Source organism: Amycolatopsis sp. CA-230715, from assembly GCF_018736145.1.
Taxonomy (GTDB): Bacteria; Actinomycetota; Actinomycetes; order Mycobacteriales; family Pseudonocardiaceae; genus Amycolatopsis.
Genome location: NZ_CP059997.1, coordinates 6,596,818 through 6,614,523, shown reverse-complemented (window position 1 = coordinate 6,614,523; position 17,706 = coordinate 6,596,818). Strand labels below are relative to the sequence as shown.

Below are 17,706 nucleotides of genomic sequence, written 5' to 3'. Positions count from 1 at the left end.
GGGCTACCTCCAGTGCTGCCAGCCCGTTCCCCCCTCGTAGGCGGCACCGTCGACGGTCACACCGGAGTCGGGCATCGTCACCGATCCTATCCGGACCCAGCCGTCGGGAAGATCGGCGAACGACGGGAAGGTCGCCGCGAGCGCGTGGTCTTCGCCACCGGTGAGCACCCAGGTCATCGGGTCCGCGCCGAGCGCCTTGCCGACCTCGACCAGCCGTTGGTGCACCTCGATCCGCTCGGTCTGCAGGTCGATGCCGACCTCGGAGGACTCCGCGATGTGGCCGAGATCGGCGAGCAGGCCGTCGGAGACGTCGATCATCGCGGTCGCGCCCGCCTTCGCCGCGGCAGGGCCCGCCGCGTACTCGGGTTCCGGCGCGCGCTGCGCCTTGACCACGCTCACCGGTGACCGGAAACCCCTGCCGAGCACGGCCAGCCCGGCTGCGGCCCAGCCGAGCCTGCCGTGCACCGCGACGATGTCGCCGGGACGCGCGCCGGACCGGGTGACCGGCGGCCGCCCGCCCAGTTCGCCGAGCGCGGTCACGCTCACCACGAGCTGGTCGGCGCGCACGACGTCGCCGCCGACGACACCGGCGCCCGCCCGCGAGGCTTCGGCCCACATGCCGTCGGTCAGGTCCTTGATCACGTCCGCGCCGGTGTCGCTCGGGCAGGCGAGCCCGACCAGCACCGCGGTCGGCGTCGCGCCCATCGCGGCGATGTCGGCGAGGTTGACCGCGACCGCCTTGCGGCCGACCAGGTCCGGAGTGGACCAGTCGAGCCGGAAGTGCACGCCCTGGACGAGGACGTCCGTGGACGCGACGACCCTGCCGTCGGCGGCGGCGACCACGGCGGCGTCGTCGCCGGGGCCCAGCAGCGTGGTCGGCGGCTGCGCGCGGCCCTCGGTGACCGCGCGGATCAGCCCGAATTCCCCGACCTCACCGACCGTCCCCCCAGTCGGCGTGTGCTGTGGTGACACCCGTCACCCCCGTTCTCACTGGCGCTCGTGTCTGTTGATGGCCGATATTCGGAAGCCCTATGTTTTGACCGAACTGGGGTACGTTTACCGGCGCTACCACCAGTTCCTACCTGAGCAGGCCGATCCAGACGAAGGGGCACGCCGTGGTCCACGCATACATCCTCATCCAGACCGAAGTCGGCAAGGCGGCGGCGGTCGCGGCCGAGATCTCCGGTGTCCCCGGCGTCACCAGTTCGGAGGATGTCACCGGTCCCTACGACGTGATCGTGCGCGCCACCGCGGACACGGTCGACCAGCTCGGCCAGCTCGTGGTCGCGAAGGTGCAGAACGTCGAGGGCATCACCCGCACGCTGACCTGTCCCGTGGTGAACCTGTAGTTCCAGCTGCGGGGGTTCTTTTCAGCGCACCAGCCGGAAGAACCCCCGCACCTGTGCCACGAAGGACTCGGGCTGTTCGAGCGCGGCGAAGTGCCCGCCGTGCGGCAGTTCCTCGAACCAGCGCAGATCCGCGTAGTACTTCTCCGCCTGCCGTCGCGACGGACGCGTGATCTCCTTCGGGTACACCGAAATGCCCGACGGCGCGCCGACGCCCTCCCCGAAGCCGCGGCGTTCGAGCCGGTTCTCCCAGTAGATGCGCGCCGACGACGTGGCCGACGCGGTGAACCAGTACGCGGAAATGTTGTCGAGGATCTTCTGCCGGGAAACGGCGTCCTCCGGCAGGCCGCCGTTGTCGGTCCACGCCCAGAACTTCTCCGCGATCCACGCCGCCTGGCCAGCGGGCGAATCGGTGAGGCCGTAGCCGAGCGTCTGCGGCCGCGTGCTCTGCTGCTGCGAATAGCCGGTTCCGGTGGCGATGAACTCCTTCGCCGCCTCGATCTTCTGCTGTTCCTCCGGCGTCGGATCCTCCATCGGGGGCAGCGCGGCGAAGTTGACGTGCACGCCCGCCAGGTGCTCCCGCGCCACCTCGTCGAGCACGATGCTCACGCCCGCACCCCAGTCGCCGCCCTGCGCGCCGTAGCGCTCGTAGCCGAGCGAGGTCATCAGCTCGTCCCACGCCTTCGCGATCCGGGGCAGGTTCCACCCAGGTTCGCTCGGCTTGTCGCTCCAGGCGAACCCCGGCAGCGACGGCGCGACGACGTGGAAGGCGTCCGGGGGATCGCCGCCGTGCGCGCGGGGATCGGTGAGCGGGCCGAGCACGTCGAGGAACTCGAACACCGAGCCAGGCCAGCCGTGCGTCAGCACCAGCGGGAGCGCGTCCGGCTCCGGCGAGGTGACGTGCAGGTAGTGCACGCCGAGGCCGTCGATCTCGGTGCGGAACTGCGGGTAGGCGTTGAGCCGCTCGGCGAACCCGAAGTCGTAGTCCTCCGCCCAGTACCGGCACAGCTCGCGCACGTAGCCGAGCGGCGCGCCCTGCGACCAGTCGCCGACCGGTTCGGCCTCCGGCCACCTCGTGCGCCGCAAACGCTCGCGCAGTTCGTCGATTTCGGCTTCGGACACCGTCACCTCGAACGGTTCGGGCACGGGCGCTCCCCTCGTCGGTGAGATCCACGCTACCGGCGTGGGGGCGGCGCTCGCCGCCCCGAGCTGGCGTGATGTCATGACGGGGTGCCTGAAACCGACACCGGCGCCCCGCCGCGCACGCTGATCGTCATCGCGGCCGTGCTCGCGGTCGCGCTCGCGGTCGGCGTCGCGATCTTCGGGATCGTGGCCGGGAACAGCGGCGATTCCCCGAACGCGGACGACGACGCGGTCATCGGCCCGCTTCCGCTGGTGTCCGTGCCCGCGCCGCGCGCGACCGCGCCGGAGTGCGCGGACCTCGTCGGGGCGGTGCCGGGCGAGCTGACCTCGAACGGCAAGCAGCTGCCGCGCCGCGAGCTGGCCGCACCCGCACCGCCCGCGACCGCGGCGTGGGGCAGGGACAACCCGGTGGTGCTGCGCTGCGGCCTCGACCGGCCCGCCGAGCTGACCCCGACCGCGCAGCTGCGGGTCGTCAACGGCGTGCAGTGGCTGGAGGTCCCCGGCGAGGGCACCGCCACCTGGTACGCGGTGGACCGGCCGGTATTCGTGGCGCTGACGATCCCCGGCGACGCCGGAACCGGCCCGCTGCAGGACCTGTCGACGCTGATCGGCTCGAAGCTGAAGCCCCAGCCGCCGAAGTTCTAGCCCACTGCTCACGCGAACGGGACCAGAGCGCCCGCTAGCGGAGGCCGGTTCCCCTGGCGATCGCGGTGTCGACCAACGTCGACAGCAGGGTCGGGTAGTCGATTCCGGTGACGGCCCACATCTTCGGGTAGGCCGAGGTGGAGGTGAACCCCGGCATCGTGTTGACCTCGTTGATGACCAGCTCGCCGCCGTCGGTGACGAAGAAGTCCACGCGCGCGATGCCCTGGCCGTCCAGTGCGCCGAACGCCTTGACCGCCATCGCGCGGATCCGCGCCACGATCTCGTCGTCGAGCTTGGCGGGGATGTCCAGTTCGGCGGCTTCGCCGAGGTACTTCGTGTCGAAGTCGTACCAGGCGCCGGGGTCCTGGTCGAGCACGCGGATCTCGGCGGGAAGCGACGCTTCGACGCGGCCGTCGGGGAACTCCAGCACCCCGCATTCGACCTCGCGGCCCACGATCGCCTTCTCCACCAGGACCTTCGGGTCGGTCTTGCGCGCGAGCGCGATCGCGTCGTCGAGGTCGGCCCAGTCGGTGACCTTGCTGATGCCGACCGAGGACCCGGCCCTCGCGGGCTTGACGAACACCGGCAACCCGAGCCGTTCGCGGTCCCCGATGTCCACAGTGGACTGGCCGCGGCGGAGGGTGACCGCTTCGCCGACCGGAAGTCCTTCCGCGACAAGGAGTTTCTTCGCGTACTCCTTGTCCATCGCGGTGGCGCTCGCGAGCACACCGGCGCCGACGTAGGGAATACCCGACATTTCGAGCAGGCCCTGGATCGTACCGTCCTCGCCGAACGCGCCGTGCAGCACCGGGAACACCACGTCGACCGCGGAGAGCACCTCGGCCTCGGTACCCGGTTCCAGGCTCACGAGCTGCTGGTTCGTCGGGTCGCCCGCCAGCACGAGCGCCTTGCCGGTGTCGACGGTCGGCAGCTTCGTGCCGTCGATGCGCAGGGTCTCCGGGTCGCTGGTGCCCAGCACCCACCCGCCGTGCGGGGTGATGCCCACCGGCAGCACCTCGAAGCGCTCCGGATCCAGGTTCGCCAGCACGCTACCGGCGGAAACACAGGAGATCGTGTGCTCGGTGCTACGGCCGCCGAACACCACGGCCACGCGCGTCTTACGGGAACTCATGGGGGGTCACACTACCGGGCGCTTGTGCCGCCGGACTCAGCGCAGTAAGCCGACCACGGTGTCCAGCGCGTCGTGCAGGGCGTCCCTGGAACAGCCCGCGTAGCCGATCGCCACGCCGTGCGCCGTGGGCGTCCCGGCGAAGTGGCGCGCGAGCCCGTCGAGCCGGATCCCCCTCGACTCGGCCTCCGCGAGGCGCTCCCGCTCGACCGCCGCCGAGGTGAACAGGACGACGAGATGGGCGCCCGCGTCGTCGCCGAGCACCCGCACTCCCCCGTCGCGCAGCGCCGCGACCAGCATCGACCGGCGTTCGGACAGCTCGCGCCGCAGCTTGCGCAGGTGGCGGCCGAGATCGCCGTGCCTGGCCAGCTCGACCAGCACCCGCTGACCGGCGGGCGACGGCCTGGTGCCGGTGCGGTCGCGGTAGGTCAGCACCGCGGCGGTCACCTCGGGCGGCGCGACCAGCCAGCCCGCGCCGAGTGTCGGGGTGAGGATCTTGCTGGTGGTGCCGAGGTGCACCACCACGTCGGGTGCGAGCGCGGCCAGCAGCGGCAGCGGTGCCACGTCGAAGCGCAGTTCTCCGTCGTAGTCGTCCTCGATGATCAGGAGCTGCTCCGCGCGGGCGCGTTCGACCAGCTCGACCCGCCTGGACGCGCTCATCCTGCTGCCCATCGGGTACTGGTGCGCCGGCGAGCAGTACACCGCGCGGACCCCGGCGGGGACCGCGTCGGGACGCAGCCCTTCCCCGTCGACCGGCACGCCGGCCACCCGCACGCCCGCCGCGGCGAACGCCTGCACCGCGCGCTGGTAGCCGGGTTCCTCGACGGCGACGACGTCACCGGGTTTCAGCACCGCGCCAGCGAATTCGACCACGGCCGCGGTGGTGCCACCGGTGGCGAGCACGGAGTCGGTGCCCACGGCGAGGCCGCGGTGGCGGAGCAGGTGCTCGCCGATCGCCGCCCGGTAGTCGGGGATGCCCGCGCGCTGGGCGCGGACGAGCGGCGCGGTGTCCGCGGCGGCACGCCACGCCCGGCGCCACGCCGCCTTGTCGAGCCCCTCGGCCCACGGTGTGCCGGGGGTGAGGTCGAGCAGTTCGACGGGTTCGGTGGTTTCCCCGAAAACGGTCCCGTGCGCGGGCCGGTCGCTCGGCGGCGACGTGGTGACGTAGGTGCCGGAGCCGTGGCGTCCGGCGATCCAGCCTTCGGCGTGGAGCTGCTCGTAGGCGGCGGAGGTGACCGTGCGGCTCACGCCGAGCCGGTCGGCGAGCGCGCGGGTGGACGGCAGCCGGTCGCCGCCGCGAAGATGACCAGTGGCCGCCGAGGCTCGCAGGGCGTCGGCGAGCTGGACCGCGAGCGGCACCCCGGAATCACGATCGAGGAAAACGGGCAGCGCGGTATCGGTGGTCGACACGCACACCTCCAAAGTGGCCTTCCAAAGTATACCCAAATTGGACGTTCAACCAGTCCACTGGGTGCGTCAGGATCACCTTCATGACGCTCGCACCGCTGTCTTCCACCTCGCGCAGCACCCTCACCCGGAAGAAGGAAAGGGCCGCCACCGATCGGCAGGCACTGTACGACGTCCTCGACGAGGGGTTGATCTGCCACCTCGGCCTCGTCCGCGACGGGGCGCCGGTGGTGCTCCCGACCGGGTACGGCCGCGACGGCGACACGCTCTACCTGCACGGGTCCACCGGCTCCGGCAACATGCGCGAAGCGGCGCGGGGGATCGACGTGTGCGTCACCGTCACACTGGTCGACGCGATCGTCTACGCGCGCTCGCTCAACAACCACTCGATGAACTACCGCAGCGCCGTCATCCACGGCCGCGCCCGCCAGGTGACCGACGACGGCGAGAAGACGCTCGGGCTGCGGGCCATCACCGACCAGCTCGCGCCGGGTTCGTGGGAGCACGCGCGCGGAGTGAACGCGAAGGAGTCCGCGTCGGTGTCGGTGATCGCGGTGGACCTCGCCGAGGCCGCGGTCAAGGTCCGCGCCGGAGACGCGATCGACGATCCCGAAGACGTCGAGACCGGCACCGCGTGGGCTGGCTTGCTCCCGGTGCGCACGGTGTTCGGGACCCCGGAGCCCGCGTCATACGTCCCGGCGGGCACCCCGGTGCCGCCGCACGTTCACGACCGGGCCTGAAGCCGCACGGTGAACCGCGTGCGCCCCGGCTCGCTCTCCACGTCGACGCGGCCGCCGTGCGCCTCGACGAGCGACTGGACCACGGCGAGGCCGAGCCCGGTCCCGCCGGTTCCGGTCGCTCCTCGCGCGCGGGAATCGTCGACGCGATAGAAGCGGTCGAAAATGCGGGCGAGCGCTTCCTCGGGGATTCCGGGCCCTTCGTCGGTGACGGACAGGAGCACCTCTTCGCCTTGGCGCGCAACGGAAATCGTCACGGGTGTACCCGTCGGCGTGTGCACGGCGGCGTTGGTCAGGAGGTTGTCGAGCACCTGCCGCAGCCGCACCGGATCCGCGAAGATCACGTGCGGGCCGTCGCCGATCTCGAGCGCGAGCGACCGGTCCGCGTAGGCGGCCTGGAACGCCTGCGCCGCTTCGGCCGCCAGCTCGGCGGCGTCGATCTCCTGCCTGCGGATCGGCGGCTCGGCACCCGGTTCGTCGAGGCGCGCAAGCAGCAGCAGATCGTCGACGAGGACGCTCATGCGTGCCGTTTCTTCGCGGATCTTCGCCAGGTGCGCGTCACGCTCGGCCGGCTCGTTCGCGGCCGCGTAGCGGAACAGGTCGGCGTACCCGCGGATCGAGGTCAGCGGGGTGCGCAGTTCGTGCGAAGCGTCGGCGACGAACCGGCGGAGGCGTTCATTCGCGGCCGCGCGCGCGGCGAACGAGGAGTCGATGTGGTCGAGCATGAGGTTGAACGCGGTGCGCAGTTCAACGACTTCGACGCCGCCGCCGCTGGCCTGCGCGCGCACCGGGACGTTCGCGGAATCGGTCAGGTCGTGCGAGGTGATGTAGTGCGCGGTGGCCGCCATCGAGCTCAGCGGCCGCAAGCCCCGTCTCAGCACGATGCGCCCCGCCACCACGAGGACGCCGAGCGCCAGCACGAACGCGATCACCTCGACCAGGATCAGCTGGTTCACCGTCTTCTCGAGATCGTTCCGCGGCGCCGCGCTCAGCAGCACTTCGCCCGCCTCGATCGGGCAAGCGCGAACCCGGTAGGCGCCGAGGTCGTGCAGCGAAACGGTGGTCATGATGTCGCCCTTGGCCGCCTGCAGCGCGATCGCGGAAAGCTCGTCGTATCGCGGCGGCAGCGCACCACCGGGTTTCGCGGTGACCGTGGTGCCGTCGATCTCGAAAACCGCCGAGTACCACGAATACGCGGCCTTCGGCGGGCTGTGCTCGTTGCGCAGGCGGCTGAGCTGTTCCAGCTGGCTCTTGGTGAGCTGCTCGTCGAGCCTGCGGCCGAAGTAGTCCTGCATGATGCCGACCATCACGGTGCCCACCGTCGCGAACACCACGAGCGCCAGCACGCCGAGCGCGAGCGCGAGCCGGGTGCCAAGGCGCAGCCGCCGCCACGCGTCGAGCCAGCGCGTCACCGCGTCACCTCGCGCACCACGTACCCGACGCCGCGCACGGTGTGGATCAGCGGTTCACCGCCGTCGTCCACCTTGCGGCGCAGGTGCGAAACGACCAGTTCGACCACATTGGACTTACCGCCGAAGTCGTATTCCCAGACGTGGTCCAGTATCTGCGCCTTCGTCAGCACGGCGGGCGAGCGACGCATGAGGTAGCGCAGCAGCTCGTACTCGGTCGGCGTGAGCGAAACCTCCCTGCCCGCGCGGCGGACCTCCCTGGTGTCCTCGTCGAGCACGAGATCGGCGACCTCGATCACGGAGCGCTTCCACGCGGGCCCGGTGCTGCGGCGCAACACCGCGCGCAGCCTCGCCATCAGCTCCTCCACGGAGAACGGTTTGACGAGGTAGTCGTCACCGCCCCTGGTCAGCCCGGTGATCCGGTCCGCCGTCGCGTCCTTCGCGGTCAGGAACACCACCGGTACCGCGCGGCCGCCCTCACGCAGGCGCTCCAGCACGGTGAACCCGTCGAAATCGGGCAGCATGAGGTCCAGCACGACGATGTCGGGCCCGAACGACGCGGCCTTCTCCAGCGCGTCGGCGCCGGTACCCGCCGTGACCGCCTGCCAGCCCTCGTACCGGGCGACGGTGGCGACGAGATCGGCGATGTGCGGTTCGTCGTCGACGACGAGCAACCGCACGGACTCCTCTTTCTGCACCCCTTCATCCTGCGGTACGGCGTGCGCGCGAAGCGACCCGGGACGCACCGAGCGGCCCGAACGACAGCAAGCCGACAGCTTGTCAGCGGTGCCCCACCACGAGTTCCAGCCGCCCCGGCGGCGGTAGCGGCGCGCGCTCGGGGGAAACCTGGAACGCCTGGATCGCGAGTGCGGCGAAGCGCCGGGAAGCCGCGACGGCGGCGGCCGTCGTCTTGGCCTGGATTCCCTGGTTCGCCATGAACACGAGGATCAGGTCGTCCAGGACGAAATCGGGGCGGAGGTGACCGGTTTCCTTGGCGCGGCGGGCCAGTTCGGCGGCCGACCGCAGGATCGACGCGCGGGCCGCGTCGAAGTCGATCGCCTCGGGAAAGGCGGTGAGGAAGGCCTCCGTGAATCCGCGATCGTGCACATGCGACTCGAAGAGCTTCTCGATCACCGTGCGGAACCCGTGCCACGGGTCCGGATCGGCGAGCCCCTCGTCGACGATCGCGCGGCAGACCTGCATCTGATCCTCGAACGCCTCCGTGACCAACGCCTGCTTGGTCGGGAAGCGGCGGTACAGGGTGGCCGGGCCGACCCCGGCGCGCCGGGCGATCTTCCGCATCGGCACGTCCAGCCCGTCGGCGGCGAACAGCGCGCGGGCCGAGGCGAGGATGCGTTCGCGGTTGTCCCTGGCGTCGGCGCGCAACGGCTGAGGCAGACGATCGGTCACCGCTCTCACTCTAGGCTAACCGGACGCCTGCGTCCGTTAGCTTCGATGAAAGGAGTTCACCACAGCGGAAATGACGACCGTGAAAGCGGTTTCGATCCAGGCGTTCGGCGATCCCGGCGGCCTGGCGGTGATCGACATCCCGGTTCCCGCTCCCGGCCGGGGGCAGGTGCTCGTCGCCACCGAGGCGATCGGCGTCGGCGGAGTCGACGTCCTGATCCGGAGCGGCGCTCTCGCCGCTCGGGGCTTCCGGAAAGGGTTCATCCCCGGCAGCGAGGTGGCCGGCACCGTGACCGCGGTCGGCGACGGCGTCGACGAGGCGTGGGCCGGCCGGCGCGTGTGGGCGTTCACGGGCAGCGGCGGTTACGCCGGCCAAGCGGTCGTCCCGTCGAAGAAGCCGTCCCCCTCCCCCGCGAATCTGTCCTCTGTGGACTCGGTGGCGCTCGGGACTTCCGGTGTGGTGGCCTATTCCGGCCTCGCCCACGCCCACTTCACTCCCGGGGAGTCGGTGCTGGTACGCGGCGCGGCGGGCAGCATCGGGACCATGACGGTGCAACTCGCTGTCCGTGGCGGAGTCGGTGCGGTGGCGGTGACGACGTCGTCGGCCGAGCGCGGCGAGCGCCTGCGCGAACTCGGCGCGACGCACGTACTGGACCGCCAAGGCGACGGCGACGGTCCAGCGGGCTACGACGTCATCATCGATGTCGTGGCCGGTGCGGACCTGCCGTCCTTCCTCGACCTCCTCAACCCGAACGGCCGCATGGTCGCCGTCGGCGCGATCGGCGGCCAGCCGTCAGCGGACTTCGGCACGAAACTGATCTCGGCGTTCAAGAAATCGCTGTCGTTCGGCACCTTCAGCGCCGACACCGTGCCCGCGCCCGACCGGCGCGCCGTGCAGGCCGACCAGGTCACCACCGCGAGCCGCGGCGAACTGAGCACGGTGGTGCACGAAGCGCTGCCACTGGAGAAAGCCGCGCTGGCGCACCGGAAAATGGACGCGGGCGAAGTGTTCGGCCGGATCGTGCTCACCCCGTAGCCGAAGAGTGCCGGGACAGTGCGTCTCGGCACGCCTCGGCGGCCGCTGCCGGATCGTCCGCGTAGAACGCGATCACCCGCGCGCTCGCCTGCTTCCCGAGTGGTCGGGTGAACGCGATCGGTTCGGTCAACTCCACCACGACGTTCGTTTCGGCGTCGAGCACGAGCATGAACTCTTCGCCGGAGAAACGCACGTAAGCACCCGCGTCGTAGGTCTTCTTCTCGTATCGGAACGAGGAAACCGCACCCATCGGCACTCGCACGTCCAGGTAGTGGCCGAACCGGATCCGCAGTTCCTCCGGCGAGACGGTGTGCGGCCGCGTGATCATCGACGACAGAAGACCGAGCGTGAACAGCACGGTGTACCCATCGGCGAACCACAGGATCATGTGTGCCATGGCGGGGAACTTCGCGAACGAAAACACGACCGACTCGACGAGGCTGAGCCCGCCGAGGGTGAGCAGTAGCGCCCGCTCCGCTCGCACGTACGGCATCGCGACCGCACCAGGAGCCACCGCCCGGCGTCGTCGCAGCAGCGTGACCGTGCTGGCCAAGGTCCGGTTGTCGTTGCGCAAGTAGTTGACCAGTGCGTTCATCGCGGTCCCGGAACTCCCATCGTTTCCTGCTCACGTCCGTTGTTCGATCGGATCGGACAGTTCCTTGACCATGACCACCGACGCTTCGCCGAAGCCCGCTTTGCGGTACAGCCCTCTCGCGGCGAAGTTGTCTCCGACGACGTGCAGCCGCAGGGTCTCCAGACCCATGAGCCGAGCCATCCCTTCTCCCGCCCGAAGTATCGCGAGCCCGATTCCACGACGCCGCAGGGCATTCACGACGATGACATCGTAGATGAAACCGGTCTTACGAACTCGATCCTGCTCGGCGAGCCATATCATACCCACTTTCTCCATCGCATTGAAAGCATTATACAAATGGTGTCCATGTGTACCCACGCCATTAGGCAAAAGTTTTTCATAGGTCTTCACAGCGACAGCCTTCGCATCCTCCGGACCGCAGACCTTCGCTGCGACCTGCGCCAGGGCGTAGCGGTCGATCGCATCCCGGAGATATTCTCCGAAATCTTCATCGCTCATGTATCTGAGACTTACCGAATTCCCCATCACCGATAGCTCCTCACCAGTCGACCAAGTCACTTCCCTCGCCATCCACCAGTTCGCGCAGACGGTCGATCTCGATGCTGTGGTAGCCGTTCCATCCGACGTACCGCGCGAGCGAGACGAGGCGGTCGACGCGCCTGAGCACGGCGATCCTCCCGAGCTCGGCACCGTTCGGCACCGCTCCGTACCCATCCAGAAATGCGTCTCGAAGGAGGCGGTAGTCCCGCACGCCGCCATGATGCGGATCGAGACTCCTGATCAACTCCAGTGCCTCGATGAACGCGGCGACATCGTTGGCGGGCGGCCCGAGCGCGAGCTCGCCACGACTCAGTACGAACAGATTTTGCAAACACCTGCTCGCGACCAGGTCACCGGGAAGAGTTCTGCCATGAAGAAGACAACGAGGGTGCGCATCGTCCATCAGTCCGGTGCACCAGTCCACCAGCGTTGCCCACCGTCCGCCCGTTATCGCCTCCCCCAGTACAGCGAAGAGATACCGTTCCGCGTCCGAGGGCCCAGGACTGGCGAGCCATGATCGCAGTCCGCGTAGCCAAGCGGGTGCTCCAGCGACGCCTTCCGGTAGGCGAACTCGATGCAAACGTCGAATGCTGACCCCCAACTCGTGGAACAGGTGCAGATATCGCACAGGCGGGATCGAACCGTTCAACATGCGCCAAGCGACGCTCACACTGTCCGGCAGGCTGTAAACGAGTCTTCCTTGTTGCGACGATCCGAAGACGAACCGCACGACATCAGTGTTCAGCGACTCGACGGCTTCGCGGGCCGATTCGGGCGGGAGCGTGAGCGCCGCATCCGGGCATGCCGCGCTGGTCGCCTGCTGATACCAGCGAAAACTATCATCGGAACACCGGGAAACAAAGGTCGTCAACTTTCCTGTCGAGTACTTGAGTATTATTTCACCGAGCACCCCGGGAATCAGCATGGATCCTTCCTTACTGGTGCGACGGAACCAGGTGGGTCCGGTCACGACCGCACCCACCTGGCTATGGTCTTTGTCGCTTATTTGCCGCAGTGGAAGATCGCAGTGGTCAGCGAAACGGTCACCGTGACGACGGTGGTGCCGACCAGCTCCTGGTAGCCGTCCTTGGCGGCGAGCGAGAGCTCGTTGTCGGTGGTGTAGTGCTGGTAGCCGTGCACGAGCTCGGCGAGCGAGCCGGCATCGGCGTTGATCGTCTTCTCCGCAAGAAGGCTGGACATGACTTTCCTTTCGCTATTTTTTCTTATTGACATCCTGGACATGGGCAGGAAGCCCCGTCCAGGAAACTTTGGTCCAGTTCGGGCGAATTCAGGTTTCGGTACGGTTCGGAAGGGTCGATGTTCGCGGCTACGAGCGCCGAAGCAACGATGTCACTCAGCGGATGGGTCGCCTGGAGTGCGTGGTCGACGATACCGTCGGCCACGGCCCTCGACCTGTGTTCTCCGAAGCTGAGCCGTCGCGACCGCACCTGGCCGCCGTCGGGCTCCCATGCGATGGCCACCCCAGCCGCGACCTGTCGAGCGAAAGGCGAAGTCCTCTCGCTCGCGCCGCCCGCTGAGGACACCGCACGACGAACCACGGGCAGGGCGCCCTTCGCTTCGGGGCGCAGGTACACCACGATGGCATCCCTTTGCGGATAGTTTTTCGCCCGAACCAACAGCTTCGCCCGATAGCCGAAGTTCTCGTTCTCCAAATCACGCAGGATTTTCCGCCAGGTGAGAAGGGCGGTGTCGGTGTCCGACAGCCCAACGTAGACACGGAGCACCGGGTCTTCCGAAGTCCAAGCCTGCTGGCGAGAGCTGTCGACGAGCAGGTAACCGGGTGACAGCATCGGCCTCGCCGCGGGCAGGAGCACTCCGATATCGTCCGCGCCGGATCCGACACCTTCGTCATAGACGTGCGCTTTCGGAACCCAAACCCGCACTCCGTTCACGCCAACCAGCATCGATCCGCCCTCGGACTTCATCGGAACAGCACGACTTTGCCGGAATTCGTGCGGAACCAAGTCGGCCGCCTGTTGTTCGAATCGTCGATCACGGGCCGATTCAGCATCAGCATGACCATTCTCCGCGAGCCCCTGATGAAACCGTCTGTAAATCAAGCGCGCGAGGTCGGCGCGAAGGGCAGCCAAAGTACCTGCCGTGCACACCTCACCCCTGACCTCCACGGTAAGACTCGTGAGGTCGACCGCGATCTGGGGCAGCACATCGGATATTTCCGCGCTCAACCGGCGATCGCTACCGCTGACCAATTCTGTCCTCGTCAAGTCCGATCAGCTCCACGAAACGCCTGGGGTTCAGAAGCAAGCCACGCCCGGTACCGGCCAGCGCGCGACGGTGCAGCGAGTTCACATTGGCCTGCCACAGCCGCCAGTACCCGATCGAAAAGATGCCAACCGCAGCAGGCGACCACCCGGTCGACGAAATCGGGATCCTCGCCTTTCGCACTCTCCCGGTAGCTCCCCCAGAACTCCTTGATATTCGCCTTGGCCTTGTCGAGAGACCGCTCCACACACTCGGCCATCACGGTGTCCGAGAAGCCTCCTTCACCCGAACCGAGCGCTTCTTTCAGACCAGCCGAGACAATACGGTGAATCCATTCACCCACGAACGCGCCGACATCTTGTGCCGGATCACCCATGCCGAACTCTTCCCAGTCCACAAGGAGCAAAGCCCCCTCATCGGTGACCAAGAACTGGTCCAGCCGGATATCCCCATGGGTCGGCACCGGCACAACCGCACCGGAACGGACTCGTCCCAAAGCGGCGTGTAGCTCACGGTCGCTCTGGAGCAGAGCCCACATCTGGAGCAAACCGCCACTGCAGGAGGTGTAGTAGGGCAGGCTGAGACCAGTGAAGAAATCCAACGCCGGAAAGACCTTGGCGGATGATTCAGGTGGGGCGTCGTCGACGAACCTCGCACCATGGAGCTCCCCCAAGGCAGCACCTGCGGCACGGCACAACTCCGGTCCGAACTGGTCAGCATCTGCGACCTGGGCACCCGTCCTCGCTGACGGGAACCATTCCGTCAGGTGCACCGCAGGACTGTTTGTGAATCCGATTGTCCGGGGCCAGCGCAAATGGCTGTTGAGCGCGTTCCCCTCATACAGGGCTTCAAAACAGACGGCACGCCGCAATGCTCGCTGGGAACCGGGGCGATCCGGGTCCATTAGTTTCGCGAAAACGGCTGCACCGCTGGTGGTAACGCCAGCGAAGTTCTGGTTGCGCCCCGGCGGGGTGATGACGGTGTCGGCCAGGAATCTGCCGTGGCCGAACGCGCCGAGAGCTTCGTCAACCACTTCCCTCACATCGAACTGATACGGGAAAGCTCCCCCCGAGTCGGTTCCGGCCCACCCCAGCCCGGAACCAGAATTGAGCCTTTCGTCTATCGTGCTGCACAATGGACGGTTCTAACAGGATAGTCTTCGACGCACATCGAAATCGCGCGCTCGGATCGCGCAATGCAGTCGAAATAATGAGGAGAATTGAACAGAATACCGATACCGCAGATCCGGTCGTTCAGCATCAAGTGGGCATGGTCGTCACTGTAATGCCGACTTTCCGGGCACGTCAGTATTGACCCGGGGAAGGTTCAAGGAAACATGCCCGCGCAAAGGTACGGGCACGCGCTTCGACGGAGAAGCCGGTGCGATGCCTGGCCGAGCCGAACGGTCAGGCCAGGATGACTTTGCCTAGTTCGGCATGCGTGGCCAGCAGCGGGTGCTTCGGCAGGATCCGCACCGTGTACCCGAGCGAACCGGCCTGCGGCAGTTCCAGCGACGCGGTGAACTCCCCGATCCCGGTGGCCTCCATGGTCACCGCCACCGGGTCCTCGAGGTCGTCGGTGTCGCCGACCCTGCCCACCACGGCCTGAACCTCCACATCGGACGGTTCGAGCCCGGCGAGGTCGATCCTGGCGCGCACCCTGATCTCGTGGCCGACCACCAGCGCGTCCGGTGGCTCCACCACGAGTTCGGAGTCGAAGAGCCGCACGCTGCGCCACGACAGTGCCATCTTTTGCTGGTACTGGGCCAAAGAACGGGACCCGGCGAACCCGTCGGCGACGGCGGCGGTGACCGTTTCCGCGGCAGGGCCGTAGCAGGTGTCCACGTATTCGCGGACCATCCTCGACGCCTGCACGCGCGGGCCCAGCGTGTCCAGGGTGTGCCAGATCCGCGACAGCCAGCCCTGCGGCACACCGGACGGCCCCCGGTCGTAGAACAGCGGAACCACCTGCTGCGCAAGCAGATCGTAGAGCGCGGCGGCTTCGAGGTCGTCGCGGCGCAGCGGGTCGGTGATGCCGTCGGCGGTCGGGATCGCCCAGCCGTTGCTGCCGTCGTAGCACTCGTCCCACCACCCGTCCTTGATGGACAGGTTGAGCCCGCCGTTGAGCGCGGACTTCATCCCCGACGTACCGCACGCTTCGAGCGGGCGGGTGGGGTTGTTGAGCCACACGTCGCAGCCGCGGTAGAGGTAGCGCGCCATCGACATGTCGTAGTCGGGCAGGAACACGATCCGCCTGCGCACCGCCGGATCGTCGACGAACCGCACGATCTGCTGGATCAGCGCCTTGCCGCCCTCGTCGGCCGGGTGCGACTTGCCCGCGACCACGAGCTGCACCGGGCGCTGTTCGTCGAGCAGCAGCGCGCGGAGCCGTTCCGGGTCGCGCAGCATCAGCGTCAGCCGCTTGTAGGTGGGCACGCGGCGCGCGAACCCGACGGTCAGCACGTCCGGATCGAACACCGAGTCGACCCAGCCGAGTTCGAGCGGGGAAGCGCCGCGCTGCAGCCACGACGCGCGCACGCGGCGGCGCACCTCGGCGACCAGTTTCTGGCGCAGGTCGCGCCGCAGCGCCCACAGCTGCTCGTCGGTGACCTTGTCGCGCAGGCCGAGCCCGCCGTCGCGGCCGAGCCGGTCGTAGTCGCCGTCGAGCAGCTCGGTCATCTCCCGCGCCACCCAGGTCGGACCGTGGACACCGTTGGTGACGGCGGAAATCGGCACCTCGTCGTCGTCGAAACCGGGCCACAGGCCGCCGAACATGCGCCGTGAGACCCGCCCGTGCAAAGCGGAGACCCCGTTCGCGCGCTGCGCGAGCCGCAAACCCATATGCGCCATGTTGAACAGCCCCGGGTTGTCCTCGGCGCCCAGCGCGAGCACGCGGCGGAGGTCGAGCTTGGGCAGCAGCCTGCCGTCGCCGAAGTAGCGCTGCACGAGGTCGACCGGGAACCGGTCGATCCCGGCGGGCACCGGGGTGTGCGTGGTGAACACCGTGCCCGCGCGCACCGCGGGGAAGACGTCGTCGAACTCGAGCCCGCTGGTGTTCATCAGCTCGCGCGCGCGTTCGAGACCGAGGAATCCCGCGTGCCCTTCGTTGGTGTGGAAGACCTCCGGCTGCGGGTGCCCGGTCAGCGCGCAGTACCGGCGCACCGCCCGCATACCGCCGATCCCGGCGAGGATCTCCTGGCGGATCCGGTGGTCCGCGTCGCCGCCGTAGAGCCGATCCGTGACGCCGCGAAGGTCCTCGTCGTTCTCTTCGATGTCCGTGTCGAGCAGCAGCAGCGGGATCCGGCCGACGCTCGCCTGCCAGATCTGCGCCCGCAGCTCGCGCCCGCCCGGCATCGCGACGCCGACCATGACCGGCGCACCGGACGGCTCGGTCAGCAGCTGCAGCGGCAGCCCGCTCGGATCGATCACCGGGTAGTGCTCGACCTGCCAGCCGTCGAGGGACAGCGACTGCCGGAAGTACCCCGCGCGGTAGAGCGGGCCGACCCCGATCAACGGCACGCCGAGATCGGACGCCGCCTTCAGGTGGTCGCCCGCGAGGACACCGAGGCCGCCGGAGTAGTTCGGCAGCGCCTCGTGCACGCCGAACTCCATGCAGAAGTACGCCACCGCGGCGGGCAGGCCGCCCACTTCGGCGGAACGCTCCTGGTACCACCGCGGCGCGGTCAGGTATTCGCGCAGGTTCTCGGTGACCTCGTTGGCGCGTGCGAGGAAGGTCTCGTCGGCGGCCAGCTCCGCGAGTCTGCCCGCGGAGACCGCGGTGAGCATCCGCAGCGGGTCCCTGATCCGGCGGAACAGCTCGTCGTCCATGGACGCGAAGAGGTCCCGCGTCGGCGGATGCCACGTCCAGCGCAGGTTGGTGGCCAGCGCGGTGAGGCCCGTGAGCGGTTCGGGGAGGCTGGGGCGGACGGTGAACCGGCGCACTGCTCGCATGAGGAGCGACCCTAGCCCGTATCGGCGGGGTCGCGCTGTGCAGTCGGCCACGGCGGTTCGGCGAAGCGGTGCGTGCGGGCCGAACGCACTGGGTAGGGTGCGTCGCGTCGGGTGTTCG

The 17,706-nt window shown here is 68.5% G+C and carries 18 protein-coding genes; 4 read left to right on the top strand and 14 right to left on the bottom strand.

Features of this window, described 5'->3' with window-relative positions:
- Window positions 1-3: 3 nt before the first annotated feature.
- On the bottom strand, window positions 4-972 hold the full coding sequence (locus HUW46_RS31510; protein WP_215542403.1) for a thiamine-phosphate kinase: 969 nt from the start codon (window positions 970-972) through the stop codon (window positions 4-6).
- A 143-nt stretch (window positions 973-1,115) separates the two neighbouring features.
- Between HUW46_RS31510 and HUW46_RS31505 the strand changes: the two genes are divergently transcribed.
- The gene (locus tag HUW46_RS31505; protein ID WP_215542402.1) at window positions 1,116-1,349 is read left to right on the top strand and encodes an Lrp/AsnC family transcriptional regulator; all 234 of its coding nucleotides are present in this window, start codon (window positions 1,116-1,118) and stop codon (window positions 1,347-1,349) included.
- A 21-nt stretch (window positions 1,350-1,370) separates the two neighbouring features.
- Here HUW46_RS31505 and HUW46_RS31500 read toward each other — a convergent pair whose 3' ends face one another.
- Window positions 1,371-2,492 (bottom strand): epoxide hydrolase family protein, encoded by a 1,122-nt coding sequence (locus HUW46_RS31500; RefSeq protein WP_254125068.1) that lies wholly within the window; start codon window positions 2,490-2,492, stop codon window positions 1,371-1,373.
- 84 nt (window positions 2,493-2,576) lie between these two features.
- On the opposite strand from HUW46_RS31500, the gene HUW46_RS31495 reads away from it, so the two are divergent.
- A complete protein-coding gene (locus HUW46_RS31495; protein ID WP_215542400.1) occupies window positions 2,577-3,134 on the top strand; it encodes a DUF3515 domain-containing protein in 558 nt (185 codons plus the stop codon).
- A 34-nt stretch (window positions 3,135-3,168) separates the two neighbouring features.
- Here the strand turns inward: HUW46_RS31495 and HUW46_RS31490 are convergent, their stop codons facing one another.
- Together HUW46_RS31490 and pdxR are read right to left on the bottom strand one after the other, a co-directional pair.
- Window positions 3,169-4,266, bottom strand: coding sequence for a D-alanine--D-alanine ligase family protein (locus HUW46_RS31490; RefSeq protein WP_215542399.1), 1,098 nt, complete (start codon window positions 4,264-4,266; stop codon window positions 3,169-3,171).
- Between the two features lie 36 nt (window positions 4,267-4,302).
- Window positions 4,303-5,673 (bottom strand): MocR-like pyridoxine biosynthesis transcription factor PdxR, encoded by a 1,371-nt coding sequence (pdxR, locus tag HUW46_RS31485; RefSeq protein ID WP_215542398.1) that lies wholly within the window; start codon window positions 5,671-5,673, stop codon window positions 4,303-4,305.
- 80 nt (window positions 5,674-5,753) lie between these two features.
- On the opposite strand from pdxR, the gene HUW46_RS31480 reads away from it, so the two are divergent.
- Window positions 5,754-6,410, top strand: a complete 657-nt coding sequence (locus HUW46_RS31480) for a pyridoxamine 5'-phosphate oxidase family protein (RefSeq protein ID WP_215542397.1) — start codon at window positions 5,754-5,756, stop codon at window positions 6,408-6,410.
- Here HUW46_RS31480 and HUW46_RS31475 read toward each other — a convergent pair.
- From HUW46_RS31475 to HUW46_RS31465, 3 genes are all read right to left on the bottom strand, one after another.
- Window positions 6,395-7,819 (bottom strand): sensor histidine kinase, encoded by a 1,425-nt coding sequence (locus HUW46_RS31475; RefSeq protein ID WP_215542396.1) that lies wholly within the window; start codon window positions 7,817-7,819, stop codon window positions 6,395-6,397. The genes HUW46_RS31480 and HUW46_RS31475 overlap by 16 nt on opposite strands.
- The gene (locus HUW46_RS31470) at window positions 7,816-8,514 is read right to left on the bottom strand and encodes a response regulator transcription factor (RefSeq protein ID WP_215542395.1); all 699 of its coding nucleotides are present in this window, start codon (window positions 8,512-8,514) and stop codon (window positions 7,816-7,818) included. Before HUW46_RS31470 ends, HUW46_RS31475 begins: the two co-directional genes overlap by 4 nt.
- Before the next feature lie 82 nt (window positions 8,515-8,596).
- Entirely contained in the window at window positions 8,597-9,226 is a 630-nt protein-coding gene (locus HUW46_RS31465) for a TetR/AcrR family transcriptional regulator (protein ID WP_215542394.1), read from the bottom strand.
- A 79-nt stretch (window positions 9,227-9,305) separates the two neighbouring features.
- Here HUW46_RS31465 and HUW46_RS31460 point away from each other — a divergent pair, with 79 nt between their 5' ends.
- Window positions 9,306-10,259 carry a zinc-binding dehydrogenase gene (locus HUW46_RS31460; RefSeq protein ID WP_215550223.1) on the top strand — a complete coding sequence of 318 codons (954 nt, stop codon included), beginning with the start codon at window positions 9,306-9,308 and terminating at the stop codon, window positions 10,257-10,259.
- Here HUW46_RS31460 and HUW46_RS31455 read toward each other — a convergent pair.
- The 7 genes from HUW46_RS31455 to glgP form a co-directional block, all read right to left on the bottom strand.
- Window positions 10,249-10,854, bottom strand: coding sequence for a hypothetical protein (locus HUW46_RS31455; protein ID WP_215542393.1), 606 nt, complete (start codon window positions 10,852-10,854; stop codon window positions 10,249-10,251). The genes HUW46_RS31460 and HUW46_RS31455 overlap by 11 nt on opposite strands.
- Before the next feature lie 30 nt (window positions 10,855-10,884).
- A complete protein-coding gene (locus HUW46_RS31450; RefSeq protein ID WP_215542392.1) occupies window positions 10,885-11,352 on the bottom strand; it encodes a GNAT family N-acetyltransferase in 468 nt (155 codons plus the stop codon).
- Between the two features lie 40 nt (window positions 11,353-11,392).
- Entirely contained in the window at window positions 11,393-12,319 is a 927-nt protein-coding gene (locus HUW46_RS31445) for a hypothetical protein (RefSeq protein ID WP_215542391.1), read from the bottom strand.
- Between the two features lie 77 nt (window positions 12,320-12,396).
- Window positions 12,397-12,594, bottom strand: coding sequence for a hypothetical protein (locus tag HUW46_RS31440; RefSeq protein WP_215542390.1), 198 nt, complete (start codon window positions 12,592-12,594; stop codon window positions 12,397-12,399).
- A 23-nt stretch (window positions 12,595-12,617) separates the two neighbouring features.
- Window positions 12,618-13,640, bottom strand: a complete 1,023-nt coding sequence (locus HUW46_RS31435) for a T3SS effector HopA1 family protein (protein ID WP_215542389.1) — start codon at window positions 13,638-13,640, stop codon at window positions 12,618-12,620.
- Window positions 13,637-14,671, bottom strand: a complete 1,035-nt coding sequence (locus tag HUW46_RS31430; RefSeq protein ID WP_215542388.1) for a phosphotransferase — start codon at window positions 14,669-14,671, stop codon at window positions 13,637-13,639. The genes HUW46_RS31435 and HUW46_RS31430 overlap by 4 nt, the downstream gene beginning before the upstream one ends.
- A gap of 373 nt (window positions 14,672-15,044) precedes the next feature.
- Entirely contained in the window at window positions 15,045-17,588 is a 2,544-nt protein-coding gene (gene glgP, locus HUW46_RS31425) for an alpha-glucan family phosphorylase (protein WP_215542387.1), read from the bottom strand.
- Window positions 17,589-17,706 lie beyond the last annotated feature (118 nt).